This is a genomic window from Advenella sp., assembly GCF_052108595.1.
GTDB lineage: Bacteria > Pseudomonadota > Gammaproteobacteria > Burkholderiales > Burkholderiaceae_B > Advenella.
Genome location: NZ_JBQEAU010000059.1, coordinates 1 through 25,924, shown reverse-complemented (window position 1 = coordinate 25,924; position 25,924 = coordinate 1). Strand labels below are relative to the sequence as shown.

Sequence of the window (25,924 nt, the reverse complement as noted above, 5' to 3'; positions counted from 1 at the left end):
TAGGACCATGAATCCCGCAGCGTAACACAGCGGTTCAATACCGGGTTTTCTGGCGTAGAGTCTTTGGAATCTGCCACAAAATAGCCCAGCCGCTCAAATTGCCAGCGGGCGCCGGGTGTGGCGGTAAAGCCCGGTTCTAGCCAGGCGCTGACCCGCTGCATCGAGTCGGGATTCAGGAAATCAAGGAAATTCTTTTCTCCGCTGTCGGGAGACGGGTCGGTGAAGAGCCGGTCGTAGAGCATGACCGTGGCCGGTACGGCATGGGCCGCACTGATCCAGGTAATATTGCCTTTGACCTTGACGCTGTCGGCGCCCGGCGTACCACTCTTGGTGTCGGGAAGATATTCGGCATAAACATGCGTAATGGTGCCGGCCTCGTCCTTGTCAAAGCCGGTACATTTGATCACATAAGCATATTTGAGCCTGACGGTATTGCCGGGGAACAGGCGGAAATATTTTTTGGGTGGTTCTTCGCGGAAATCGTCGCGTTCTATCAGCAATTCGCGCGAAAAGGGGAACTGGCGCCGGCCGGCCTGCGCATCGTGCGGGTTGCGCGGGGCGCTGCACGCCTCGGTCTGCCCTTCGGGATAATTGGTGATAATGAGCTTGATCGGATCGAGCACGGCCACACTGCGATCGGCAATCGGATCCAGGTCATCGCGCAGCGCCTGTTCAAGCAGACTATAGTCAATCCGCGAGTCGGACTTGGATACGCCCAGGCGATCGCAGAAAAGCTTGAGGGCAGACGGCGTATAGCCACGGCGACGCAGTCCGGTAAGGGTGGGCATGCGCGGATCATCCCATCCGGTGACATGACCCTCGCGCACCAGTTGCAGCAGTTTGCGCTTGCTGGTCACGACATGCTTGAGGTTGAGACGGGCAAATTCATATTGGCGGGGCAGCGGGTCGCGCAATTGACCCAGTTCCATCAGTCGGGCCAGCACCCAGTCGTAGAACGGCCGCTGGTCCTCGAACTCAAGGGTACAGATGCTGTGGGTGATGCCTTCGAGCGCATCCTCTATCGGATGGGCGTAAGTGTACATAGGGTAGATGCACCAATCGTTACTGGTGCGGTGATGCACCGCATGGCGAATGCGATATAGCACCGGGTCCCGCATATTGATATTGGGCGAGGCCATGTCCACTTTGGCGCGCAGAGCCAGGCTGCCGTCGGGGTGCTTGCCCGCTTTCATTTCACGCAGCAGGGTCAGCGATGACTCGGCCGAACGATCACGCCAGGGCGAATTGACGCCTGCAGAGGTAAGCGTGCCGCGGTTGAGCCGGATCTGTTCAGGCGACTGTTCATCGACATAAGCATAACCGCCCTTGATCAGCGCTTCGGCGAAATCGTACATATAGCCAAAGTAGTCGCTGGCAAAATAGCGGTTTTCCTCGCCATCGGGACCTTTGGTGGTAAAACCCAGCCACTCGAGCGTGTCGTCAATGGCATCCACATATTCCTGCTCTTCTTTTTCAGGATTGGTGTCGTCAAAGCGCAAATGGCAGATGCCGCCATAGTCGCGCGCCAGCCCGAAATTCAGGCAGATGCTTTTGGCGTGTCCAATATGCAGGTAGCCATTGGGTTCGGGCGGAAAACGGGTGCGGATGCGGGCCGGATCTTTCGGTGCATTCTGCAAAACCGAGGCAGGGCCGGGTTCGCCGGCCCATCTTTTTGATTGATAGCGGTCGTTGCTCAGATCGTTTTCAATGATGGTTCGCAAAAAATTGGCGGCAGGAAGCTCTGGCGTTGAGGCGGACATATTTTAAAATTTCAATAAATCGATAATATCGACCATTTTGCCATGTTCAGCGGTTAGACTCATGGGAATCGCTCAACTGCCCCGAAATTTAAACTGCTATCGAGAATGTGGGATATTTCATCATTACAGCTGGCAAAACTGCAGTTTTTCAGTTCGCTGTCCTTTTTTGCCGTTTTCGGTCTGAGCACGGTCGTTTTAGGCTGGTTGCTGCTGTTCTGCAAAGGCATGACGCATCGCAAGTCTGCCGACGGGCGCTGGATGGATATGTACCGATTCTGGGTGCGTATTTTCGCGCTTTCGATGACCGTATCGCTGCTTGGCATGATGTTCCTCCTGATTCTGTCCGGCGCCTTATGGCCCAATCTGTTCGTGCGGCTGGGGCCCGTCAGTGGTCCACTTATCGTCCTGATCGCCGCAATTACGTTCGTTATCAAACTGTTCGTGACGGACGTCATGCTGTATCGTCAGGGGACACTTTCATCCTGGCTACATAGCATTTTTGTATTGCTGGCCGCGCTTGGCCTGACCGTGATTGCCGTGTTGTTGATCTGCTTTCAGAGCTGGCTGCATTTTCCGGCCGGACTGGCGCCTGACACCATCCCGCTTACCCTGATCGACTGGCGTGTGTTTATTGTGCAGGCCCAGGCCTGGCATCGCGTCGCATTCATGATCGCACTGGGCTGCCTGGGCGTCGGTGGACTGATGGTATCGATCAGCGCCAGCGAGGCCCTGACCAAACCCTTGAATGCAGCCGAACAGCTGGGATTCAGAATAGGCACCGGGTTGACGACCCTGGGGCTGGGTATGCTGGCCGCCATCGGCGCTGTTTTTCAAACCGAACTGTTCCGGCAGGCAGCGCCGCTGCCGATAATCGGGCTTTGGGCGCAAAAACTTGTGCTCGGCGTACTCTTACTGCTTGCCCTGGTGTCTTTGATCCAGTGGTGCTGGTATCTGAAGCGGCGCAGCGATTTTGGCAAACTGCCGCGCTGGCTGCAGCATGTGCTGGTATGGGTCGGTCCTGCGAGCTGGCTGGCACTGTGGCTGACGCATATCCTGCTGTCGCTGCGCGATGGTCAGTATTTCGTACATGGACTGGTGACCTACGCCGAAGCGTTCAGCCGTGGGCAGGGCGTAGTGCTGATCAGCGCTGTCACCGTGTTCATGTGGCTGTTGTTTGCCGTGATTGTGGCCGGTTTCATTTTCCTGGTGCGCCGCGCCGCTCGCTATGGTGTCGTGCCCGTGCGTAAAATCCGGAGAACGGCATGATCGATACACTGGCGGGTTCTTTGGGACTCAATAGCTACGATCCGGGCTTCTGGATGCCGCTGCTTTGTTTTACTGTATTTCTTGGTGTGTCCATCGCCGCGGCCGTCCTGGACGGATTCGATTTGGGCGTTGGGATGCTGATGCCGTTTGCTACGCCGGAGCAGCGGGCCAGGATGTTCACATTCCTCGGGCCATGGCGCGATATGAACGTCTTCTGGATTTTCTTCGGTTGTGCCATCCTGCTGTCGGCCTTTCCCAAGGCATGGGCGTATGTGAGTGGCGCCTTGTATTTGCCGTTGATGTTGCTGGGTGCTGGCGCCTTACTGCGTGGCGTGGCCTATGAGTTTCGTCTGCGTGCGCTGGCAGGTGGTCGTTCCGTGTTTGCCGCCGCCTTTGCCATTGGCTCGTTGCTGACTGCTTTCGGACAGGGACTGGTGCTTGGCCGTATCGCCGTCAATTTTGGCACCGAGCCCGGCAGCCAATTGTTTGCTGTATTCATTGCGCTGTGTACCGTGGCGACATTCGTGCTGCTGGGCGCCACCTGGCTGCTTATGCGAGTCGAAGATGATCTGCAATTGCAGGCCCGGGGATGGGTGCGCCGGGCTTCGCGCCTGACCGCTGCGGGCGTGGTGGCCGTGTCTGTGGCGCTGGGCATGGTCAACGGCGGGGTGTTTTTCAAGTGGACCGAAACAACCCGGCTGCCGGTGGTGCTGATCGGCTGGTTTGCCTTGCTTGCCATGTTCGTGCTGATCGAACTGGTGGTGCGCAAGGTGCAGCGCGTGCGAATCCTTATCTGGCTGCCATTCATTCTCACGGTTCTGATTGTTCTGAGCGTGATCGTCGGACTGGTATTCAGTATTTTCCCGTTTTTTGTATTGGATGAACTGACAATTTGGGAAAGTGTGACCGGCCTGGGAACCACCCGTTTGCTGGTAGCAGCCTTTGCGTTGTTCCTGGTGGTGGTGCCGCTGGTCACGCTGTGGTATTACCGGGATATGCTGGGCAAGGAGCGCAAGGCCAAAGATGTGTCGTTTATGAAGCGGGCGGATTAACCCGGGGCAGGGTCACCGTCACCAGCAGGCCGCCGCTGTCGCTGCTGTCCAGTGTCAGCCTGCCGTTATGCGCACTGACGATGGTTTCTGCCAGGGATAGCCCCAGACCGACGCTTCCGGTCATGGTCCGGGCTGAATCCAGACGCGAAAACGCGCGTAGCGCTTCCGAGCGGCGTTCTGCCGGAATCCCGTCGCCATGATCGGCGACCGAAAGCATCGCCTGCTCGTCGGTCAGCGTCAGATAGACATCTACCGGCGGACGGCCATGCTTGAGCGCGTTGCTGATCAGATTGTCCAGAACGCGTCCCAAAGATAAGGTATCGGCACTGACATAGGCTGTCTTGGCAGGCAGTGGACGCAGATGCACGGGGCTGCCAGCATCGTTCCAGGAAGCGACGCGCTCCTCAACCCAATCGCAGATATTGACGGGCTGGAACTTATAGGTGGCCAGGTCCGATCCCCGCACATAGCTGATGAACTGATCAATCATGTCCTGCATTTCATGCACGTCGTTGCGCATGCCGTCCTTGAACGTCATGTCATCAGTCAGCTCTACGCGCAGTCGCATGCGCGCCAGCGGGCTTTTCAGATCATGGGGCAGCCCGGCCAGCAGGGTTTGCTGTACGGCCTTGGACTCTTCCAGCGCGTCCAGCATGGCGTTGAAGCGTTCGCCGAGCTGACGGGTTTCGGTCGGACCGGCCGGGGTGACGCGTTCCGGCCGTCCTTGCGCCAGTTTGTCTGCGGCCAGGGTGAGACGGGTCAGCGGCCGGGTGATATGCCAGGCGAATCCGGCGGCCAGAATCAATAGCAGGCCGGTCAGGCTCAGCCAGGCGATGGTAATCGCATGCATGTTTGGCGGCTGGATACGGTCCAGCGGAATAACCAGCCATTCGCGGATGAATTGCGTACCGTCATCGTCCGATTGCAGCGAGATGAACATGCGCGGTGTAGGACCGCGTGTCAGGCCGACACGTGTGCCGTCGTCCAGCTCCATATTGAGCCGTTTGACGATTTTCAGGATGTCGCTGCTGGGCTGCTGGGCAAGGCGCGATGGCCCTGGGGTCGGCTTCTGGGCAGCCTGGCGACGGGCGCGCTCCACTTCACGGGCGGCCTCTGGCACAGGGGGGGGGGGTGGTGCGATGGGATTGTCGAGTGTGCCACCGCGGCGTCGCCGATTGGCATAGGGGTCGGCGCGCGAAAGCAGGTACCAGCGTTTTTGGGATGCCTCGATAATGAAATCGGCGCGGCGGTTTTCAGGAATCTGCGATACGGCTGAGCGTAGCGTACGGATGGTGGTAGACAGGTAATTGACAACGATATCTTCCAGGAAACGTTCCTTGATATAATTGCCGACTGTGAAGCTGCCAAGCTGCACCAGAATCACAGTGCCAAGAATGAAGAGGATCATCTGCAGCCGCAAGGAGCGCGGCCACAGCGAAGGTTTTATCATGCGTCAGGAGAGAATCGGTAGCCAATGCCCCAGACAGTCTGAATCCAGCGCGGGTCTTTGGGATCGTCTTCGACGGCGCGACGCAGACGCAGAATGGCGATATCAATGGCGCGGTCATTGCGTTCGCCTTCGTCGTCATCGCGTGCCAGTGCAAGCAGACGTTCACGGGACAACGGTTTGCCAGAGTTTTTGACCAGGGCTTCGAGCAGATTGATTTCACCCCCGGTCAGCTTGACCTGAACATTGTCTTTGAACAACTGGCGCCGGGCCGGATCAAAGGTAAAGGGGCCGAAATGCACCGGTGTTTCCTTGACCAACGCCGAGGCGCCTTTTTTACGCCGCAGTACGGTTTCAATACGTGCCAGCAGTTCGCGCGGGTCAAAGGGTTTGCCAAGATAGTCGTCGGCGCCGGATTCGAGACCGATAATGTGATCTGCCGTTTCGTCCTTGGCTGTGAGCAGAATGACCGGAATGTCTTCATTCTGGGCACGCAGCCTGCGGCAGGTTTCCACACCGTCGCCACCGGGCAGCATGCGGTCCAGCACGATCAGGTCAGGTGAGAATTTGGTTATACGCTGGGTAATATCACTGGCGTCGGGTGCAAGCAGGGTATCGTAACCGTGACGGTTCAGATATTCCGCGAGAAGCTGGCGCAGGGCAGGATCGTCATCGACGACGAGAATTTTTATCAGTTGCTTGTCCATAGTGCCTCATCTTGCCAAAGGGTGGAAAGGAGCGCAAGCGGCCGAAATACAATGAAATCAGAAAGATCGGCGGTTTGCTCAGTGCATTAGCGGCTGACCTGGAAAGTGCGTGTGGTTAAAACCTTTCCGGTTGCCACATCTGTGATTTTAACCGTAACCCGGCGAGCAGTCATTGTGGGGGGGATTTCCAGTGTTCCGGCTGCCTGCTGGAAATCGGCTACGTCAAGCATGATCGGATCCAGTTCGGCGGTACCGGAACGGCCATTGCGGTAGCGGCCATTGACTGCAAATTCGATGGACGCCTGGAGATCGGGATCCTGTTCATTTTTCTTCATGAGCAGCATGCTGTAGTCAAGCTTGCCCATCGGGCCGCTGAATTCGCCAACGCGAATACCAAGTGCACTCCCGCTTGGGTCTGCCGGAATGACTTTTTTGAGCAGCGTCAGATTGTTGGCCAGATCTTTGACCTGGCTTTGGGCGTTGTTCAGTGCTTCGGTCTGCGATTCCAACTGCGACTGGAGAGCGTTGCGTTGCTGTGTGACCGATTCCAGTTGTGATTGCAACTGCTGGCGATCGGTCGAGAGCGACGAAACTTCGCTCGTCAGTTTATTGGATTCGTCCAGGCTCAGGCGCTTGGGGCCGTAATTGGTCTGCAAAAACCAGTAGCCGCCGGCGCCAATGATAACGCCGGTAAAGAGGATGCCCACCCATGGTGGCATGCGGCGATGACGACGACGGCTGCTTGTTTCAAAAACAGAAGGCTTGAAGGTGGCTCTTTTGGAAGATCCAAACATGGGTGTTTCATCCGAATATCAACAGTACTGTATTGTACATTTTCCACTGACAATTTAGCAGACGGTGCGCAGTTGCCGGTCAAGTTCGGCCAGACGTGCAGGCGTGCCGACATCGGTCCAGTTGCCGGTGTAATGATAGCCTTCGACCGAACGGGTCGCCATCGCCATGCGCAGCAGCGGCGCCAGCGGCGCCGGTTGTCCATTGTCGATATTGCGGAACAGGCTGGGGTGAAATACGCCTATACCGGCGTAGGTCAGGGCGGCGTCGCCGTTCTGACGGGGGCTCAGATAGCCTTGCGTATCCAGGCGGAAGTCGCCTTCGGGATGATGCTCGGGATTATCCACCATCAGAAGCCACGCCTGGGTCGGAGAGTCGTGCAGTCTGTTGACCACGCTGACGGCCTGTATGGGGTTCCAGTCGCACCAGACATCGCCGTTGATCACCAGAAACGGTTGATCGCCCAGCAGCGGCAGGGCATGGGCGATGCCGCCGGCGGTTTCCAGCGCGGTGGTTTCACGGGAGTACTGGATCGCCACGTCAAACTGGCTGCCATCGCCCAGTTCGGCTTCCAGGCGTTCGCCCAGCCAGGCATGGTTGATGACGATATCGGTGATGCCGACGGCCGCCAGGCGTTCCAGATGGTGAACAATCAGCGGCTTGTCGTTGACGGGCAGCAGGGGCTTGGGCAGGGTATCGGTCAGCGGGCGCATGCGTTCGCCGCGTCCTGCCGCAAGAATCATGGTTTGAATCAAAATGTATATCCTACTTTCGTTTCGATGTTGTCCAGGCGGTCCAGCAGCCTTAGCAGCGGACGGAAGGTACTGTAGCGGGCGGCGACCTGACGTACGTAGGCATTGACCCGCGGTATATGCTGCTGGTAATGGGATTTCCCGTCGCGAATCGAGAGTCGGGCAAAAACGCCCAGGATGCGTAAATTGCGCTGCAATCCCATCCATTCGTAGTCAACGTGGAAGTCGGCGAAGTCTGCGGGAACCGGAATGCCGGCCTTTTTGGCCTGTTCCCAGTAACGGATGGCCCAGTCCAGTTGCCGGGGTTCTTCCCAGGTGGTACGTGCATCCATGACCAGCGACACCAGATCGTAGGAAACAGGACCGCACACGGCATCTTGAAAATCAATGATGCCCGGGCCGGCGCCGTTTTCCGGATGGTCGTTGATCATCAAGTTTGGTGAATGGAAATCGCGGTGGACAAAGCAGATCGCCTGCCGGGCATTATGCGCCGACAGGTTATCGAAAATCGTGTCCAGCGCCGCGCGTTCCTGATCGGATAGTTCGATGTTGCAGTGGCGCGCCACATACCAGTCGGGAAACAGGGACAGTTCTTCGCGCAGCTTGACGCTGTCGTAGGAGGGGAGTTGATCAGACGGCACCTGCTGCATCCTGACCAGCGCCTGTAGCGCGCTTAGGTAGTGCGCCTGCAGGGTCGCGTCATCCATCCCGTTCACAATGCGCTGGTAATAGGTATCGTGGCCCAGATCGCTCAACAGCAGCAGGCCCTGGTCGAGCTGCGCCTCCAGAATTTTCGGCACGTTCAGTCCCGCCTGATCCAGGCGCGTGGCAATATCCACAAACGGGCGGCAGTCCTCATGGGCCGGAGGGGCATCCATGATGATCAGGCTGTCCGAGTCCGTATCCACCCGGAAGTACCGGCGAAAGCTGGCGTCGCTGGATGCAGGGCGCAGGCTGTCGGTGCGAATGCCGTATTTTGCTGCAATCGGGGCCAGCCAGGTCTGCACCAGTGCGTAGCGGGTATCGTTCACAGAGGTATCGGTCATGGCTTCTGGGGAACTGCCGGAGGAAGGGGAAGGAGCTGCGGACGTCGTCATGAATGCTTGTCGTGAAAAAGGTATGTGATATCAGTGGGTTGGGCCCGATTCTGATTTTTATTTCGGTAAATCGGGCGGGCATTGCCGTTGCCTGCACTAGATAACTATAATAACGGGCTAATGTAAAAACTGCAGGTTACCGATATTTTATGCGGTATCCTCTGGTTTGTCCTGCATCATTAGGGAGTCTGACAAGACCCGATCGCCTGGCGATGCATGTTGCAGTATGCTTTTCCCGTCTCAGTCCCGGGAAACAGGGTAACAGGACAGGTTTCTTCAATTATTTCCGGTAAAAAGCACAGTGCGAAAGATCTGTCACCTATTTCTTCTGACCGTATCCCCGATTGCTTTTGCCCAGACCGGTGTTTCGGTGCCCGGAGTGGGCCAGACATCTGCGCCACGGCTGTATGTATCGCCGATGCTCACCAGTCCGGCGCTCAACAACGATGAGATCGTCACGTTCACCGATAGCGCACGTGCGGACATCACCAACAACACCAATACCATTACTCTGGATGGCAAGTCGCAGATCCGCCGGCCTGATGCCATTCTGAAGGCCGATACCATCAACTATGACCGAAGCACCGGCACGGTAACAGCACTTGGCAATGCCCGTCTGTTTCGCGACGGCAATCTGATCACCGGCCCGGGACTGCGCTATAACATCGACAAGGTGAACGGCACCATTACGTCGCCGGTATACAGTCTGGCCACCGGTGGCCAGGGCCAGGCCAGCCAGGCCAATATCATTGACGACAATCATGTCAACCTGAAGGATGCGACGTACAGCGGCTGCAACTGCGACGAGCCGTTCTGGCAGATCCGTTCGAGCAACGTCGATCTGTATAACGATGAGAACGAAGGGATCGCCGAAGACGGCACGTTGTATATCAAAGGCGTGCCGGTGATGTGGTCGCCGTATCTGACCTTCCCGATCCGGGCAGAGAAAAAAACCGGTTTTCTGACGCCGACTTACGGCATGACCTCGCGCAGTGGTCTGGATCTTTCTGTCCCGTATTTCATCAACCTGGCGCCACAGTATGATTTGACGCTGACCCCGCGTTACCTCAGCAAACGCGGTGCGCAGCTGGGCGCAGAGTTCCGTTATCTGCAGCCGAATTATTCCGGTACGATGACCGGTGCCTATATGCACAGGGACAACGAGCTGGATCGGTCCCGCTGGATGTTTTCCTGGCGGCACCTGCAATCGCTCGGGTCCGTGCTGGGGCTCAATTTTAATCTATCGGTAGACTGGAACGCCGTCTCTGATGATGATTACTACCGTGACTTTACGGATATGACTACCATCACCCAGGCGGACAAGACCTATCTGAACCGTAATGTCACGCTCGGATTTTCTGGTTACAAATATTGGGATGGTTATCTGCAGATCCAGAAATACCAGACATTGCAGGACGCCACGACGACCGACATTTATGGCCAGTACGAGAAAGTGCCGGAATTGCGGGTCCATGGCGCGCGTTTTGATTGGCATGGCCTGGATATGGAAACCACTAATACGCTGACGCGATTTGAATATCCCACGTATTTTGGCTCCAAACTGAGCGATGAGATCATTGATCAGACAGAAGGGCATTTGCGTCCGGATGGAACGCGCTTTATGTCGTATTCCACCTTAAGCTACCCGATTGTCAGGCCCGGCTGGTACATCACTCCCAAAATCGGCCTGCATGCTTCCCAATACGAAACCGACTGGTATACGCGTTATGGCCAGCATTCGTTCTTCAGCCAAAGCGGCAACCAGCGGCGTTCGGTATCTCGCGTACTGCCCATTGTGTCCCTGGATGCCGGCATGACGTTCGAGCGTGACACCACGCTTTTCGGTTATCCGTCTACACAGACCCTGGAGCCGAGGCTCTATTATCTGTACATTCCTTATCAGGACCAGAGCGATATCCCCGTTTTTGACACTGATGTGAGTCAGTTCGGATTTGCCAGCGCCTTTTCGGAAAACCGCTATAACGGGGGATGGGATCGAATCAATAACGCCAATCAGGTTACACTGGGTTTGACTTCGCGCTGGTTTGACCGGGACACCGGCTTTCAACGCCTTGCATTGCAAGTGGCGCAGCGCGTGTATTTTGATTCGCAACGCGTAACCCTGCCGTTTGAATCTCCGCGTATTGGCACCAAGTCTGACTGGATTTTCGGCGCCGAAGCGGCGCTGACCAATAAATTTACGACCCAGGCTGCCTTGCAGATCGACCCGTATCAGGGCAAGACAACCCAGGTCTATGCTGCAGCAAAATGGACGCCCAAGCGGCTGACAACGCTCTCGCTTTCCTACCGTTACCAGCGGGATCCGTATGCGGATGAAGAGCGCAACGATATCAACCAGGGCAATCCGCTGTCCTACCAGTTGCAGGGCAAGGAAACAGTCAGCTTTGCCGGCCAGTGGCCCTTTACCAGCAAGCTGTACGGTGTGGGCAGGGTTGATTATTCCCTCAAGGAAAGCCGTGTCACCCAGCATATTCTGGGTGTCGAGTATAAAGGCGACTGCTGCTGGACCGGGCGAGTTGTTTTGAAACGTTACGCCGTTTCGAAACAGGATTCGAATTCTGCTATATTCTTTCAGTTGGAATTGGCAGGGTTGGGCTCGGTCGGGAAAGATCCTATGGACTTGTTAAGACAGAATGTGCCCGGATACGAAAGTGTCAACACCCCCGTTCCGGCCAGGACATCATTTGAAAGGTATGAATAATGCGTAAATTGGGTTTCATGCGAACAGCAGTTGCTCTCGCCATCCCCGCTATTTTTATTGTTGTGCCGCCGGTCGCGCAGGCGCAGCAGGCAAAAAAAACCGGGGCTTCACAGCAGCGTACGCCAGGGCAGTTCGCTGATGGTATTGCGGCCGTGGTCAATAATGAAATCATTACCATGCGCGAGTTGCAGCAAAGGATGGCCAGCAATCGCGTGACCACCGGCGGTCAGAACCAGGCCCAGCAGACGGTATTGCAGGCGATGATTGACGAAAAACTCATGCGTCAGGATGCCGAGCAATATGGCATCAAGATTACTGATGCACAATTGTCGCAGGCCATGGCCAATATTGCTCAGCGCAACAACCTATCGCCCGAAAAGTTGCGGCCGGCGATCGAGCAGATGGGCTTGAACTGGAATGACTATATTCGTAATCTTCGTAATGAAATGGTTATGGAAGAGTTGCGCACCCAGATTATCCAGAGTCGTGTCAATGTGAACGAATCCGATATTGATGCGTTTCTGAAACAGAATCCGACAGGTATTTTGCCTGGCCGGGAAGCCGAAAGGCAAAATCAGCCCAAGCCGCCACCGCAAAAGCAAGTGGTGGTCGAGCGCTCGTTTGTTCCCAAGGCGGTTGCCCTGCAGCATATTTATATTCGCGTGCCCGATAACTCGCCAGAGGATGTCGTTGCCGCCGCGCGCAAGAAAGCAGATGCGGCGATGGCAAAGCTGCGCCGCGGGTCTAGCTTTGAAAGCGTCGCCAAGGAATATTCCGACGGTCCCGAAGCGGCATCCGGCGGTAACCTGGGTATCCGCATGTTCGAAGACTGGCCATCGCTGTTTGTGAGCGTCACGAAAAAAGTATCGGATGGACGAACCACCGGCGTTTTCAAGGCGCCCAATGGTTTTCACATTCTCAAGGTAGTAGAGCGTCGTGGTCTGGTCCAGGAAAACAAGCGGGTCGTGACCGTGCAGCCGCCGGCGCCGCCACCGCCACCGGTACCCCCTATTGAAAAGATGGCCAAGCAGCAGGGACCGGTGAACATTACCGAGAGCAAGGTCAAACATATTCTGGTCAAAATTACGCCGGTCTTCTCCGATCAGCAGGCCCGTGCAAAAATCAATGACGTTCGCAATCAGATCGAAGGCGGCATGTCATTTGATGATGCGGCCAAGAAATTCTCGCAGGACACTTCAGCGCCACTGGGCGGGGAAATCGGCTGGATTCCGCCAGGCGTTTCCGATCCTGCGTTCGAGAAGGCCATGGGCGCCCTGCAACCCGGTCAGCTTAGTGCGCCCGTGCGTTCGCAGTTTGGCTGGCATCTGATCATGGTCGAGGATCGTCGCAGCTCGGACAAAAAGCCCGAAATCCGCCGTAACCTGGCGCGTCAATCGCTTTTCCAGAAACGTGCTGAACCTGTCTATGAAGACTGGCTGCAACAGTTGCGTGCCAAAGCGTATATTGACAACCGTCTGACGCAACAGAAAAGTAAGCCCTAGAGCAGAATAAGAATGGCAGTCCATCAGGCCCGCAAGCGTTTCGGTCAGAATTTCCTGACCGATGAAAGTGTGATCGAATCCATTGTGCGGGCGGTCAGCCCTGCGCGAGACGAAACGGTTATCGAAATCGGACCGGGCCTGTCTGCGCTCACCGGGCCGTTGCATGACCGCGTTGCGCATCTGGATGTGATCGAGATTGATCGCGATCTGGCTGCGCGCCTGCGCAAGCGCTTTGCCCCGGAGCGGCTGACGGTGCATGAGGCCGACGCCCTGAAGGTGGATTTTGCCGCTTTCGGCAAGGACCTGCGCATTGTCGGCAATCTTCCCTACAATATTTCCAGCCCATTGCTATTTCATCTGGTCGCGTTTGCCGATCATGTTCGCGATCAGCATTTCATGCTGCAGAAAGAAGTCATCGCGCGCATGGTGGCCCTTCCAGGTGAGGGCGATTACGGCAGGCTTTCGGTCATGCTGCAGGTGCGCTACGATATGCAGCATCTGTTTGATGTGCCGCCCGAAGCATTTGACCCGCCGCCCAAGGTAACCTCGGCTATCGTGCGCATGGTGCCTTTGCCGCAAACGCGCGCGCAGGCAAAAAGTGAACGCGCCTTCTCTCAGGTGGTGGCGCGGGCGTTTTCACAACGGCGAAAAATGTTGCGACGGGTGTTGGCAGACTGGCAGATAGACTGGGTTCAGGTTAATATCAAAGAGACCGCCAGGGCAGAAGAACTGTCGGTGGCCGACTATATCCGCCTGGCTGATTATCTGGTTGAGCAGGGCGTACTGGCCTGACAACCCGTGTCGCAGGACGCAACCTGTTGAGCCATAGATCTGCACCGTTGCCGATCTGCAGCCACAAGGGCTGATCTGACTTTTCAATTGTTTACAGCATTGCTTAGCGACATTGCGCAGCGATATCGTTCTGCTGCGTTGGTCTGCGGTATTGCACAGCGAAAGCGGGCAGGCGCATTCCTTCCAATCGTGTGCCTGCGCACCGTGTTCTTACCGGGCGCGACGCCCCGCCAGAAAAACCGCGACAATGTCCCGGCTACGCTGCATCAGCAGCTGTCGGGTCTGCTGCATGGTATCTTTCAGCGACATGGGCCCGCCGGGCAGGCTGAACGCCGCAGTAATACCGCCATCATAGACTTTGGCGAAGTCTTCATGCAATGAGCCGGCCAGTGCGATCAGTGGCACCTGATGCTTTTGGGTCAGGGCGGCAATACCGGCGATGGTCTTGCCGCGCAGGGTTTGTGCATCCAGCCGTCCTTCGCCGGTAATGACCAGATCGGCCTTTTGTATGTGTTCGTCCAGACCCGCATATTCCGCCACCACCTCCACGCCTGGCTTGAACACCGCTTTCAGATAGGCCAGTGCCGCAAAGCCCAGCCCTCCGGCAGCGCCGGCGCCGGGCTGCTCGCGCACATCATGGCCGGTCGCCTGCGCCGTCATATCAGCAAAGTGGCTCAGTGCCGCATCCAGAAACTGCACGTCATCCGCGCTGGCGCCTTTTTGGGGACCGAAGATGGCTGAAGCGCCGTGCTCGCCGCACAAGGGGTTGTTGACATCTGAGGCGATCAGCCATTCGGTCTTGGCAACCCGGGGATCCAGGCCGGACAGATCAATGGCTGCCAGTTCGTAAAGGGCAGCAGGCCCCTGTTTCAGTGGATTGCCGGCCTTGTCCAGGAACCGGATGCCCAGCGCGCAGAGCAGGCCGGTGCCGGCATCATTGGTGGCAGACCCGCCCAGGCCCAGCACAATCCGCCGGGCGCCGTGATCCAGGGCGGCAGAGACCAGTTGACCCAGCCCATAGGTGCTGGCGCGTCGTACATCGCGTTTGTCTTCGGTAATCTGTTCCAGTCCTGCCGCGCTGGCCATTTCAATTACGGCGGTGTCGTCGTGCAGCATGATCCAGGCAGCTGTAATCGGTTCATCCAGCGCATTGACGGTGTCCAGCGTTTGCAGCGGGGCACCGGTACTGCCAGCGATGGCTTCAACGGTTCCTTCACCGCCGTCGGCCATTGGCATCAGTACCAGGGTGGCATCAGGAGCCACTGTTTTGATGCCATCGGCAATGGCCTGGGCCACCCCGGACGAGGACAGGCTCTCCTTGAACGAGTCCGGGGCTATCACGATATAAAGCGGTTCAGTCATCAAGAAAATCATCCATACAAAGCAGTTTCATGCTGTTGGTTGCCCCGATCACGCCATAGTGGTCCCCTTGCAGGAGCAGCACCCAATCGCCGCGATCGAGTGGTTGATATTTCAGCAGTTGCGCCATCGCGGCCCGTGCGACATCGGTCTCCTTGACTGCGGCCGGATCAAAGTCGACCGGGTACACGCCACGGAAAATGGCAACGCGGTTGCGGGTGCTGTCATGCGGTGTGAGGCAGTAAATGGGAACCCCCGAACGAATACGCGACATGATAAGCGGCGTATGGCCACTTTCGCTTAGCGAGATAATGGCACGCACCTGGTGAAAATGGTTGGCCGCGTACATGGCGGCCAGCGCGATGGTTTCATCGAAGCGTGTAAACGTTTCGCCAAGCCGGTGGCGCGATTGCGTGGTGGTTGGGTGTTTTTCGGCACCCACGCAGATACGCGCCATGGCCTTGACCGTTTCCACTGGGTACAGGCCCGATGCGCTTTCACCCGACAGCATGACGGCATCGGTGTAATCGAGCACGGCATTGGCGACATCGGAAACTTCGGCGCGGGTCGGGAACGGGTGATTGATCATCGATTCCATCATTTGCGTGGCGGTAATCACAAATTTATTGAGGGTGCGCGCGTGGCGAATGATCTTTTTCTGGATGCCGACCAGCTCGGCGTCGCCCACTTCCACGCCCAGGTCTCCGCGCGCAACCATGACGCCGTCACTGGCGGTAATGAGCTCGTCCAGGGCCTGGTCATCGGCAACTGCTTCGGCCCGCTCGATCTTGGCAACGATCCAGGCCGAACTGCCGGCCTCCTGGACCAGGCGCCGGGCTTCTTCCATATCCCGTCCATAGCGCGGAAAAGAAACGGCGACAAAATCGACGCCGATCTCTGCCGCCAGCACAATATCAGCCTTGTCTTTTTCTGTCAGGCTTGGTGCGGACAGTCCGCCACCGCGGCGATTGATGCCCTTGTTGTTGGACAGCTCGCCACCGGAGGTGACAGTCGTGTAGACGTTTTGCCCTTCAATTCGCACCACTTCAAGTACGATCCGGCCATCGTCGAGCAGCAATTCATCACCCGGTCGGCAATCGGTAACCAGTTCGGGATAATCGATACCAACGATTTGTGCTGTGCCCTTGTCATAAGGATAGTCGTTGGACAGGATGAATTCCTGGCCCTGTTCCAGCACGATTTTCTGGTTTTCGAAGCGGGCGATCCGGATTTTCGGGCCCTGCAAGTCGCCCATAATCGCAATATGCACATCAAGCTTGGATTCCAGCTTGCGAATGATCCGGGCGCGTTCGCGGTGGTCTTGTGCGTCGCCGTGCGAAAAATTAAAGCGGGCAACGTTCATGCCTGCCAGAATCATGGCTTCGATCTGGGCTTCGGATGTGGTGGCGGGGCCCAGTGTGGCAACAATCTTGGTACGACGTCTGGTGCTAATCTGCTTAGTCATGTAGGCGATTCCTCGGGCGGACTCAACGGCGGGCAGCCGTTATGCTATCTGCGATAAACGGCTGAATTCAACGCAGGCCGGTGCCGGCTGCAGTCAAATTTTTTCTCTCGATCAATTCGATTTTATATCCGTCAGGGTCCTGCACAAACGCGATAACCGTTGTACCACCCTTGACCGGTCCGGCTTCACGTGTGACGTTGCCACCGGCCTGCTTGACGGCCTCACAGGCAGCATGGGCATCGGGTACGCCGATTGCAATGTGGCCATAGGCATCGCCCATATCGTATTCGGAAACGCCATGGTTATAGGTCAGTTCCAGTTCGGCCTGATGGGGGTTGGCTTCAAAACCCAGGAAGGCCAGGCTGTATTGGTATTCGGGATTTTCCGAGCGTCGCAGCAGTTTCATACCGATAACATTTGTATAGAATTCAATGGATCGTTCCAGGTCGCCGACGCGTAACATGGTGTGTAGAAATTGCATGGTGTCCTCGTAATAATGATGATGTGTTTGCGTCCCGTGGACGCGAGTTTCTATCATACACGATCGTCGTGCGCGCAGCCGGCCCGCCAGTGAGTTTGGATGGCCGTTTGCCCGCCCGTAGCGGCGGTTTTGCAATTGTCATATGCCGGTGTTCGCAGACGGTGCATCGCTGCGACTTCGACGGCAAAAGGCAGGCAGGGCGCAGCATTCCATTGCCCGTTCAAATGATCACGGTGCAATGCGGGACGGGACAGGAAGGGGCGGGTGCAATCGCCCTGTAAATGAAGATCGGGCGGCCCTCGCGTTGCGTGTCAGGCTTGCAGGGTGGGCAGGGTGGACATGTCGGTCGTTTTTAGTTTCTGCATGGCCGCTTCGTAGCCCGGCAGGATGATGCCGACTTGTTGCCAGAATCGCGCGCTGTGGTTCATCTGCTTCAAGTGGGCAAGTTCATGCGCGATGACATAGTCAATGATATCCGGTGTGAAGTGGATCAGCCGCCAGTTAAGGCGAATGCTGCCACTGCTATTGCACGAGCCCCAGCGGGCGCGGGCGCGCGACAGCCGCCATGCTTTAAACTGCAGGCCCGCATTGGTCGCAAGCGCGTGGATGCGCAGGTCAAAATATTGTTGCGCCTGCGTCTGCAGCCAGTGGGCTGCGGCGGCGCGCCGCTGTTCTGCACTGGCATTGGCGGGCAAGGCAAGCCAAAGCGTGTCTTGGATCTGGGGATGAAAGTGCTCGCCATCAAAGCGTGCCTGGTGCGCGCCAGCATCAATGTCAATTGTAATAGTCGCGCCCAGATACGGAAGTTGTGTGCAAGCAAGCCAGGACTGTTGAGCCTGGTCGGCCGTTGCGTTGCGCTGGCGCCAGAAGTCCAGTTTCTTCTGGATCCACTCGGCTTTTTCCAGCACGGCCTCGTCAATCTGCTTCAGCGAGACCCAGTAGGGCGCCGTCACGCGCAAGCCCTCACTGCCGATCACAAAGCCGATACTGCGGCGCCTGCTGCGTGCCAGGGTAAAGGTAATGAGCCCGTGTAAGGTTGCCACGTTGCGCAGGCGTGCGCCCTCGGGCAGGCTTGGAGTAGACGTACGGAATAGTTCAGACTGCGACGTCATGATAGCGTTCGGGATTGAGCACACGCATTTCACCTTCGATCCAGTCACGCACCTCTTTCATGACTTCGTCTGGCGTCCTGCCTGCCGGTTCAATTGGCGGGCCAAAGGAAATGGTAACCACGCCCGGTTTTTTGGTGAACGGTTTTTTGGGCCAGCACTCCCCGGCATTATGCGCGACCGGAATGATCGGCGTGTTGGCATGGACGGCCAGTCGTGTGCCGCCCAGCTTGTAGGCGCCGGCCTGACCCGGCGGGATGCGTGTTCCTTCGGGAAAGAGTACGGGAGAGCGGCCTTCGGCCAGGCGCTGGGTGCCGATTTCCATGACCTGCTGCATGGCATTTTTCCCTTTCTGCCGATTGATGGCTATATTGCGCAGACTGGCCAGGCCCCAGCCAAAAAAAGGAATGTAATTGAGTTCCTTTTTATAGACGAAGCAAGCCGGCCGGCGCAGAAACCAGGCAAAAAACATGGTCTCGTAGGTAGATTGATGCTTGCTCAGATAAATAACCGGTGCATCGGGGACATGGTGCAGGCCTTTTATTTCGTAGCGAATGCCGACAAATATTTTGGCAGCCCAAATCACCATGCGTGGCCAGCCTGCGGTATAGCGATAGCGCCAGATAAAGGGCAGCGGCAATACCAGCATGCAGCCGATGGCGTAGGGTACAACGGTTACTGCCTGGAAAAGCAGGAAAAGAACAGAGCGTAGAAAAAGCATGATCAGGATTCCGTAAGCCAGCTGTCGACCACATCGGCCAGGGTAGGCCTGATTTGTACTGATTCGGGCAGACCGGGGTCGTTGCGGGTCTTCTGTCCGTTGCCAGTTTCCACCAACCAGGTCTGGCATCCAGCTACATGTGCAGCGGTGATATCCCTGAGGGAATCGCCGACACACACGACTTCGTGGGCAGGTGCATCATAGCGTTTGAGTATTTCCAGGAACATGCCGGGCAGTGGCTTGCGGCAGCTGCATCCGGCATCCGGCAGATGCGGGCACATGAAAATGGCGTCAATGTGGCCACCCAACGCAGCCAGTTGCTGTTGCATTTTCTGGTGAATGGCGGTCAGGTCATCGGGCGTGAATAGCCCTCGTCCCAGGCCAGACTGATTGGTGGCCACGACCACCTTCCAGCCGGCGCGGCTAAGACGGGCAATGGCTTCAAGACTGCCGGGCAGGGCCACCCATTCATCGGCAGATTTAATGAAATCCGGCCGATCTTCGTTGATGACGCCGTCGCGATCAAGAATGGCCAGCTTCATTGGGCCAGCCTTGAAATATCGGCCACCAGATTCATGGTGGCGTGCAGTTGCGACAGCAAGGCCAGGCGATTGTTGCGAACGGCCGGGTCATCGGCCATCACCATCACATGGGTAAAGAAGTCATCTACGGCACTGCGGGTTTGCGCCACCGCCGCCAGGCTTTTCTCAAAATGTCCCTGGGCAGCGTCCGCGTGCGCCGTTGCTTCGATTCCATGCAGCGCATCGTACAGTGCTTTTTCGGCAGGTTCGGTGAAAAGGGACGGATCAATGGCAGGCAGGCTGCCTTCGGTTTTTTTCAGCAGATTGCCGATTCGTTTGTTGGCCGCGGCCAGGCTTTCTGCTTCCGGCAATTGAGCAAACGCCGTTACGGCCTTGATCCTTGCGGCCACTTCCTGCAGCGCAGGCTGCACGGCGATCACTGCATCCACCACGGATTTTGCATAGTTGCCGCTGAGCTGATTGCGATATCGTTCATAGATATAGATCAGCACCTCGTCTGCCGTATCCGAATGCAGCGTGCCGGCGTTGAAGGTGCCCATGGCAAAAGCCAGCAACGCCGGCAGATTAAAGCGTGTTGGGTTCGCTGGTGCGGCGGCCAGATAGCCGCCGGCCGCCAGCTGCTCAACCGCACTGATAATGCCCAGCGCCGCGCGGCGCAGCCCGAACGGGTCGCGTTCACCTGAAGGCTGCAACCCGATGCCCCAGATGCCGACCAGCGTTTCAATGCGTTCGGCAATGAACAGGATGGCCGAGATCAGGTTATCGTCGTTGACGGGGGTATCGAACCGTGTGCGGTACTGGCCGTTGAGCGCCTGGACCACTTGAGCGGGCTCGCCATCGGCCTGGGCGTAGTAGCTGCCCATGATACCTTGCAGCTCGGGAAACTCCCCAACCATATTAGAAGTCAGATCGGCCTTGGCAAGCTGCGCTGCGCGGTCGGCCAGGGCGACTTTGGTGTTCAGGTCCTCGGCAAGGCGCGAACTGATGCGACGCAGACGTTCGATACGGTCATGCTGGGAACCGAGCTTGTTGTGATAGACGATATTGTCCAGTTGCGCAACACGCGAGGCCAGTGGCAGCTTTCTATCGGTCTCGAAAAAGAATTCGGCATCGGCCAGGCGGGGGCGGATTACCCGTTCGTTGCCCTGGATAATATGATGCGGATCGGCCACGTGCATATTACTGACGATCAGGAATTTGTGGATCAGTCTGCCGCTGGCCGGATCGAACAGCGGAAAATACTTCTGATTCAGACGCATAGTCAGAATCAGGCATTCCTGCGGCACAGCCAGAAATTTCTCATCGAATTGCCCGACATAAACGGTCGGGTGTTCAACCAGGGCAGTCACCTCGTCCAGTAGCGGCGTTACCTCTGCTTCGTCCCCCAGCGAGGCGCCCAGCGTTTTTACGGACTCATCAAGCTGCTGGCGGATGGCGGTGCGGCGCGCTTCGAAAGAGGCGATGACACGGCCTTTGTCAGCCAGCGTTGCTTCATAGTCATCTGCATGGGCCAGGGTGATGGGGCCTTCGCTCATGAAGCGGTGGCCGTGTGTGCTGTTGCCGGCTTCGATACCCAGAATGGTGACGGGCAACACTGTACTGCCGTGTAGCACGACCAGGCCATGGACCGGCCGCACAAAACGTACGCTTGTCTGGCCGTCGGCCAATTGATAACGCATGACCTTGGGAATGGGCAGGTCTGCCGATGCCGATTCAATGGCGGCCTGCAGCACATTTTGCAATTGCGCACCGGCAGCGGTGCCATGGGCAACCAGGTATTCCTGCTTGCCATCGGATTCACGGGCAAGTTCTGCCGGCGTCAGGTGCGACAGATTTTTCGCCGCCAGTTTTTTCTGCAGGGCGGGCGTGGCCTGGCCATTTGCATCCAGCCCCACTTTGACAGGCATGAGTTTTTCGGAAAACAGCTGGTCGGCAGCGACCGCAAGTACGCTGCTTAACTGCGCTGCCAGCCGGCGCGGGGTCGCATAGCATTGGGTCACATTGTCGGGACCCAGCAAATGCTGTTTGGCCAGAGCCTGCGCGAGGCTGTCGGCGAACGTCTGTCCGAGTTTTTGCAGAGCCCGCGGTGGTAGTTCTTCGGTAAACAGTTCAACAAGTAAGGGCGAATTCATGATACTGCCTTGTTATTCTTGAGCATAGGGAAGCCGAGTTGCTCGCGTGAATCATAGTAAGCCTGGGCGACCTTGCGCGACAGATTACGGATACGGCCGATATAGGCTGCGCGTTCCGTTACGCTGATGGCGCCGCGCGCGTCAAGCATATTGAATGTGTGGGCAGCCTTCAGGACCGATTCATACGCAGGCAGGGCCAGCGGAATCTCGACCAGACGGGCGGCTTCTTTTTCGTAGTCGTTAAAATGCGCAAACAACATATCGGTATTGGCATATTCAAAGTTGTAGGTCGACTGTTCCACTTCGTTCTGGTGGAACACATCGCGATACAGCACTTTTTCACCATTGGGTCGCAAGGTCCACACCAGGTCGTAAACGCTTTCCACATCCTGCAGATACATGGCCAACCGTTCCAGGCCGTACGTGATTTCACCCAGGGTGGCAGGGCAGTCCAGGCCGCCCACCTGTTGGAAATACGTAAACTGGGTCACTTCCATGCCATTGAGCCAGACTTCCCAGCCCAGTCCCCAGGCGCCGAGTGTGGGGTTTTCCCAATCGTCTTCGACGAAGCGGATGTCATGCTCCTGTGGGTTGATGCCCAGTGCCTTAAGAGAGCCGATGTACAGATCCAGGATATCCGGCGGCGCCGGCTTGAGGACAACCTGATATTGATAATAATGTTGCAGACGATTGGGATTTTCGCCGTAGCGGCCATCCTTGGGGCGGCGCGACGGTTGCACATAGGCAGCGTGCCACGGCTCGGGCCCGATGGCGCGCAGAAACGTGGCAGTGTGCGATGTACCGGCTCCCACTTCCATATCGTAGGGCTGCAGCAGCGCGCAACCTTGGGTATCCCAGTATTCCTGGAGTTTCAGGATAATCTGCTGAAAAGTTAGCATGGACGGACTCAAGATAATTAGAAAAAGCTGAATCGCCGATTTTAACGGATTTGCTGCGGTATTCGGCTGTTTCTTGCAAGATGGCAACCATATGGGCGGATTTTGCGCGCGGAATGATTTAAAGTTCTGGTATCCCGAAAATGGCAGTCTGGAGATCTCATGTCTGAATTAATCAAGTCTGAAATACGTGGTCGCGTCCTTATTCTGACGATCAATCGTCCCGAGGCGCGCAACGCGCTCACCTACGACACTTCATTTGCGCTGGCCGATGCGCTGGACCGGCTTGACGCCGATGACAATCTGACCGTCGGTATCTTGCGCGGTGAAGGCAATACCTTTTGCTCTGGCATGGATCTGAAGGAATTTGCCCGTACCCAGCGCCGTGCGGTGGTTCCGGGACGCGGGCTGGGCGGGCTGGCCGAAGCGCCACCGGCCAAGCCGCTGATTGCCGCCGTTGAAGGCTATGCGCTGGCCGGCGGGTTTGAGCTGGCCCTGGCCTGCGACCTGATTGTCGCCGCCCATAACGCCAGTTTCGGGCTGCCCGAAGTCAAGCGTGGTCTGGTCCCCGGATCGGGCGGCATGTTGCGCCTGCCACGCCGGCTGCCGTACCACGTCGCCATGGAAGCCCTGCTGACTGGCGATATGATTGCCGCAAAACGCGCTCACGAGCTCGGTTTGGTCAACGATCTGGTGGAACCCGGCACGGCACTGGAAGCTGCGTTAAAATTGGCAGAGAAGATCGCTGCAAACGGGCCGCTGGCGGTTCGCACGGTCAAGCAGATCGTGACCGAGTCCCAGGACTGGCGCTCAGACGATATGTTTGCCCTGCAGAACCCCCGCATGGCCCACATTTTTTCATCGGAAGATGCCAAGGAAGGCGCGACTGCCTTCGCAGAAAAACGTCCCCCCGTCTGGAAGGGCAGGTAACTTTTACTAGCAAATACATTAATCATGACAACTGTAATCAAACAAGATGATCTGGTCCAATCTATTGCAGATGCAATCCAGTTCATCAGCTACTACCATCCGGCCGATTATATTCAGCATCTGGCCCGTGCCTATGAACGCGAGCAAAGTGCGGCGGCCAAGGACGCGATTGCCCAGATCCTGACCAACTCGCGCATGTGCGCTGAGGGCAAGCGTCCTATCTGCCAGGATACGGGCATTGTGAATGTATTCCTGAAAGTGGGCATGGACGTGCGCTTTGATCTGTCCTGTACCCTGCAGGAGGCTTGTGATGAAGGCGTGCGTCGCGGTTACCTGGACACGGATAACAAACTGCGTGCTTCGGTATTGTCCGACCCGATTTTCGAACGAAAAAATACCAAGGACAACACGCCCTGTATTTTGCATGTGGAGCTGGTGCCGGGCAATACGGTTGATGTACAGGTCGCTTCCAAGGGAGGCGGTTCCGAGAATAAATCCAAGTTCGCCATGCTCAACCCCAGCGATTCCATCGTGGATTGGGTATTGAAAACCGTGCCGCTCATGGGAGCAGGCTGGTGCCCGCCAGGAATGCTGGGCATCGGGGTTGGCGGCACTGCCGAAAAAGCCATGCTGATGGCCAAGCAGTCGCTGATGGAAGACATCGACATGTACGAGCTGCTGGCTCGTGGTCCGCAAAACAAACTGGAAGAGTTGCGGATCGAGCTGTACGAAAAAGTGAATGCATTGGGCATTGGCGCTCAGGGCCTGGGCGGCCTGACAACGGTGTTGGATATCAAGATCAATACCTATCCGACCCATGCGGCCTCTAAACCCATCGCCATGATTCCTAACTGCGCCGCGACTCGCCATGTGCATTTTGTACTGGACGGATCGGGCGTCGCGAACCTGACGCCGCCATCGCTGTCTGACTGGCCTGATGTGCACTGGGCCCCTGATTACAATGCTTCCAAACAGGTGAACCTGGATACGCTGACCAAAGAAGAAGTGGCCAGCTGGAAGCCCGGCCAGACGCTGCTCTTGAACGGCAAAATGCTCACCGGCCGCGACGCGGCACACAAGCGCATTCAGGACATGCTGGCAAAAGGCGAACCGCTGCCTGTCGATTTCACCAACCGCGTCATCTATTATGTCGGTCCGGTGGATCCGGTGCGTGATGAAGTGGTGGGGCCAGCAGGTCCAACCACGGCTACCCGCATGGATAAGTTCACTGACATGATGCTGGAAAAAACCGGCCTGATCGCGATGATCGGCAAGGCCGAGCGCGGTCCCGTCGCCATCGAATCAATCAAGAATCATCGCTCTGCCTACCTGATGGCAGTGGGTGGGTCGGCCTATCTGGTATCGAAAGCCATTCGTGGCGCCAAAGTGGTCGGGTTCGAAGACCTGGGCATGGAAGCGATTTACGAATTTGACGTGAAGGATATGCCGGTGACGGTTGCCGTCGACTCCAGTGGTACCTCGGTCCACAAAACGGGCCCGCGCGAGTGGCAGGCAAAAATCGGCATTATTCCGGTCCCTGCCTGATGGTTTGAAGATTTATTCAGGTGAAATAAAACGGTCTGCAGCGTGGTGCTGCAGGCCTTTTTTGTTTGGATCATCCGTCCGATGGCATTATGACGTTGCCAACGCCGCCATGGGGCCGCCGGTTCAGGCCGGATAAATGGGCCTGGCACACGTGAGGTTGAGGCAAAGGATTGTCATTATCGTCAACGCACCAGCCCCTGGGTTTTTAGCCAATCCTGAATCAGTCCTGATATTTGCCGGGAATTGGTGTCCATCATCAGCATATGGCTGTTGCCGTGGATTCCCTTGGCCGGCAGATCCAGCAGATCACCTTGGCCGCCAGCCTGGTTCAAAGCAGCGCGGAATCGTTCCTGCCGCTCCTTGATGCTCTTCCAGAATGGATAGTCCTGAATGTAATCACCCCAGACCCATAGCATCGGCACATTGCGCAAAGGCGCCAGATCTGTTTTATCCGGGTCTGGCGAACCGCTGGGTTCGACCAACACCACGGCCTTGACTTTGTTCGGGTATTTCAGGGCCGATGTGAGCGCAAAATTTCCGCCCTGACTGTGCACAACAATCACGCATGGGCAGGCCTGCTGCACATACTGGTCATAGGCGCGCTGCGTGCGTTCGTCATTGGTCGCCCAGCGCGGTATGCTTTGCTTGGTGAACTGGTCAAAGTCGGCGATGGGGAACAGCGTACCTGGGATGGCCTGCCGAGATTTCGGATCGCTCGCATAGGTCTTGCCAATGCGGAACAATTCCCAGGCTTCCTTTTTGGTGCGAAACACCGGCTCTCCCTGGAAAATTTCAGGATAGCGTGCCCATGATGCGCGGCCACGTTCGACTGCATCGCTCACATACACACTCCAG

At 56.9% G+C, this 25,924-nt stretch carries 22 protein-coding genes; 7 read left to right on the top strand and 15 right to left on the bottom strand.

The window, feature by feature from the left end; translation table 11 throughout:
- Positions 1 to 1,760 (bottom strand): glutamine--tRNA ligase/YqeY domain fusion protein (locus ACTIKR_RS11920; protein WP_442327940.1); only part of this gene is annotated, 1,760 nt, incomplete at its 3' end.
- 105 nt (positions 1,761 to 1,865) lie between these two features.
- Here ACTIKR_RS11920 and ACTIKR_RS11915 point away from each other — a divergent pair.
- Together ACTIKR_RS11915 and ACTIKR_RS11910 are read left to right on the top strand one after the other, a co-directional pair.
- On the top strand, positions 1,866 to 3,026 hold the full coding sequence (locus tag ACTIKR_RS11915) for a cytochrome ubiquinol oxidase subunit I (protein ID WP_193087807.1): 1,161 nt from the start codon (positions 1,866 to 1,868) through the stop codon (positions 3,024 to 3,026).
- The gene (locus ACTIKR_RS11910; RefSeq protein WP_442327939.1) at positions 3,023 to 4,078 is read left to right on the top strand and encodes a cytochrome d ubiquinol oxidase subunit II; all 1,056 of its coding nucleotides are present in this window, start codon (positions 3,023 to 3,025) and stop codon (positions 4,076 to 4,078) included. The genes ACTIKR_RS11915 and ACTIKR_RS11910 overlap by 4 nt, the downstream gene beginning before the upstream one ends.
- Here ACTIKR_RS11910 and ACTIKR_RS11905 read toward each other — a convergent pair.
- The 5 genes from ACTIKR_RS11905 to ACTIKR_RS11885 form a co-directional block, all read right to left on the bottom strand.
- A complete protein-coding gene (locus tag ACTIKR_RS11905) occupies positions 4,059 to 5,486 on the bottom strand; it encodes a HAMP domain-containing sensor histidine kinase (RefSeq protein ID WP_442327938.1) in 1,428 nt (475 codons plus the stop codon). The two genes, ACTIKR_RS11910 and ACTIKR_RS11905, sit on opposite strands and share 20 nt — an antisense overlap.
- 38 nt (positions 5,487 to 5,524) lie before the next feature.
- Positions 5,525 to 6,232, bottom strand: a complete 708-nt coding sequence (locus ACTIKR_RS11900) for a response regulator (protein ID WP_442327937.1) — start codon at positions 6,230 to 6,232, stop codon at positions 5,525 to 5,527.
- Positions 6,233 to 6,318: 86 nt separating this feature from the next.
- Complete coding sequence (locus tag ACTIKR_RS11895) at positions 6,319 to 7,026, bottom strand: hypothetical protein (RefSeq protein ID WP_193088710.1); 708 nt, start codon at positions 7,024 to 7,026, stop codon at positions 6,319 to 6,321.
- A 54-nt stretch (positions 7,027 to 7,080) separates the two neighbouring features.
- Positions 7,081 to 7,776, bottom strand: a complete 696-nt coding sequence (gene murU, locus ACTIKR_RS11890) for an N-acetylmuramate alpha-1-phosphate uridylyltransferase MurU (protein WP_442327941.1) — start codon at positions 7,774 to 7,776, stop codon at positions 7,081 to 7,083.
- A complete protein-coding gene (locus ACTIKR_RS11885; RefSeq protein WP_370540214.1) occupies positions 7,776 to 8,873 on the bottom strand; it encodes an aminoglycoside phosphotransferase family protein in 1,098 nt (365 codons plus the stop codon). The genes murU and ACTIKR_RS11885 overlap by 1 nt, the downstream gene beginning before the upstream one ends.
- A gap of 379 nt (positions 8,874 to 9,252) precedes the next feature.
- Here ACTIKR_RS11885 and ACTIKR_RS11880 point away from each other — a divergent pair, with 379 nt between their 5' ends.
- Genes ACTIKR_RS11880 through rsmA form a run of 3 tightly spaced genes read left to right on the top strand, consistent with a single transcriptional unit; the run spans position 9,253 to position 13,889 of the window.
- Positions 9,253 to 11,595 carry an LPS-assembly protein LptD gene (locus tag ACTIKR_RS11880; protein WP_442327936.1) on the top strand — a complete coding sequence of 781 codons (2,343 nt, stop codon included), beginning with the start codon at positions 9,253 to 9,255 and terminating at the stop codon, positions 11,593 to 11,595.
- A complete protein-coding gene (locus ACTIKR_RS11875; RefSeq protein ID WP_193088712.1) occupies positions 11,595 to 13,097 on the top strand; it encodes a peptidylprolyl isomerase in 1,503 nt (500 codons plus the stop codon). Before ACTIKR_RS11880 ends, ACTIKR_RS11875 begins: the two co-directional genes overlap by 1 nt.
- A gap of 12 nt (positions 13,098 to 13,109) precedes the next feature.
- Complete coding sequence (gene rsmA / locus ACTIKR_RS11870; protein WP_193088713.1) at positions 13,110 to 13,889, top strand: 16S rRNA (adenine(1518)-N(6)/adenine(1519)-N(6))-dimethyltransferase RsmA; 780 nt, start codon at positions 13,110 to 13,112, stop codon at positions 13,887 to 13,889.
- A 210-nt stretch (positions 13,890 to 14,099) separates the two neighbouring features.
- Here rsmA and ACTIKR_RS11865 read toward each other — a convergent pair whose 3' ends face one another.
- From ACTIKR_RS11865 to glyQ, 8 genes are all read right to left on the bottom strand, one after another.
- The gene (locus ACTIKR_RS11865; protein WP_193088714.1) at positions 14,100 to 15,251 is read right to left on the bottom strand and encodes a glycerate kinase; all 1,152 of its coding nucleotides are present in this window, start codon (positions 15,249 to 15,251) and stop codon (positions 14,100 to 14,102) included.
- Positions 15,244 to 16,701, bottom strand: a complete 1,458-nt coding sequence (pyk, locus tag ACTIKR_RS11860; RefSeq protein ID WP_193088876.1) for a pyruvate kinase — start codon at positions 16,699 to 16,701, stop codon at positions 15,244 to 15,246. Before pyk ends, ACTIKR_RS11865 begins: the two co-directional genes overlap by 8 nt.
- Positions 16,702 to 16,780: 79 nt before the next feature.
- Positions 16,781 to 17,194, bottom strand: coding sequence for a lactoylglutathione lyase (gene gloA, locus ACTIKR_RS11855; protein ID WP_226816898.1), 414 nt, complete (start codon positions 17,192 to 17,194; stop codon positions 16,781 to 16,783).
- A gap of 311 nt (positions 17,195 to 17,505) precedes the next feature.
- Positions 17,506 to 18,306 carry a M48 family metallopeptidase gene (locus tag ACTIKR_RS11850; protein ID WP_193088716.1) on the bottom strand — a complete coding sequence of 267 codons (801 nt, stop codon included), beginning with the start codon at positions 18,304 to 18,306 and terminating at the stop codon, positions 17,506 to 17,508.
- On the bottom strand, positions 18,290 to 19,024 hold the full coding sequence (locus ACTIKR_RS11845) for a lysophospholipid acyltransferase family protein (protein ID WP_442327935.1): 735 nt from the start codon (positions 19,022 to 19,024) through the stop codon (positions 18,290 to 18,292). Before ACTIKR_RS11845 ends, ACTIKR_RS11850 begins: the two co-directional genes overlap by 17 nt.
- Before the next feature lie 2 nt (positions 19,025 to 19,026).
- Complete coding sequence (gene gmhB, locus ACTIKR_RS11840) at positions 19,027 to 19,566, bottom strand: D-glycero-beta-D-manno-heptose 1,7-bisphosphate 7-phosphatase (RefSeq protein WP_442327934.1); 540 nt, start codon at positions 19,564 to 19,566, stop codon at positions 19,027 to 19,029.
- The gene (glyS, locus tag ACTIKR_RS11835; RefSeq protein WP_442327933.1) at positions 19,563 to 21,698 is read right to left on the bottom strand and encodes a glycine--tRNA ligase subunit beta; all 2,136 of its coding nucleotides are present in this window, start codon (positions 21,696 to 21,698) and stop codon (positions 19,563 to 19,565) included. Before glyS ends, gmhB begins: the two co-directional genes overlap by 4 nt.
- Positions 21,695 to 22,597, bottom strand: coding sequence for a glycine--tRNA ligase subunit alpha (glyQ, locus tag ACTIKR_RS11830; RefSeq protein WP_193088720.1), 903 nt, complete (start codon positions 22,595 to 22,597; stop codon positions 21,695 to 21,697). The genes glyS and glyQ overlap by 4 nt, the downstream gene beginning before the upstream one ends.
- A gap of 159 nt (positions 22,598 to 22,756) precedes the next feature.
- On the opposite strand from glyQ, the gene ACTIKR_RS11825 reads away from it, so the two are divergent.
- Positions 22,757 to 23,524, top strand: a complete 768-nt coding sequence (locus tag ACTIKR_RS11825) for a crotonase/enoyl-CoA hydratase family protein (RefSeq protein WP_442327932.1) — start codon at positions 22,757 to 22,759, stop codon at positions 23,522 to 23,524.
- Positions 23,525 to 23,548: 24 nt separating this feature from the next.
- Positions 23,549 to 25,069 (top strand): fumarate hydratase, encoded by a 1,521-nt coding sequence (locus ACTIKR_RS11820; RefSeq protein ID WP_442327931.1) that lies wholly within the window; start codon positions 23,549 to 23,551, stop codon positions 25,067 to 25,069.
- 182 nt (positions 25,070 to 25,251) lie between these two features.
- Here ACTIKR_RS11820 and ACTIKR_RS11815 read toward each other — a convergent pair.
- The coding region (locus tag ACTIKR_RS11815; RefSeq protein ID WP_442327930.1) for an alpha/beta fold hydrolase at positions 25,252 to 25,924 on the bottom strand (673 nt) is incomplete at its 5' end.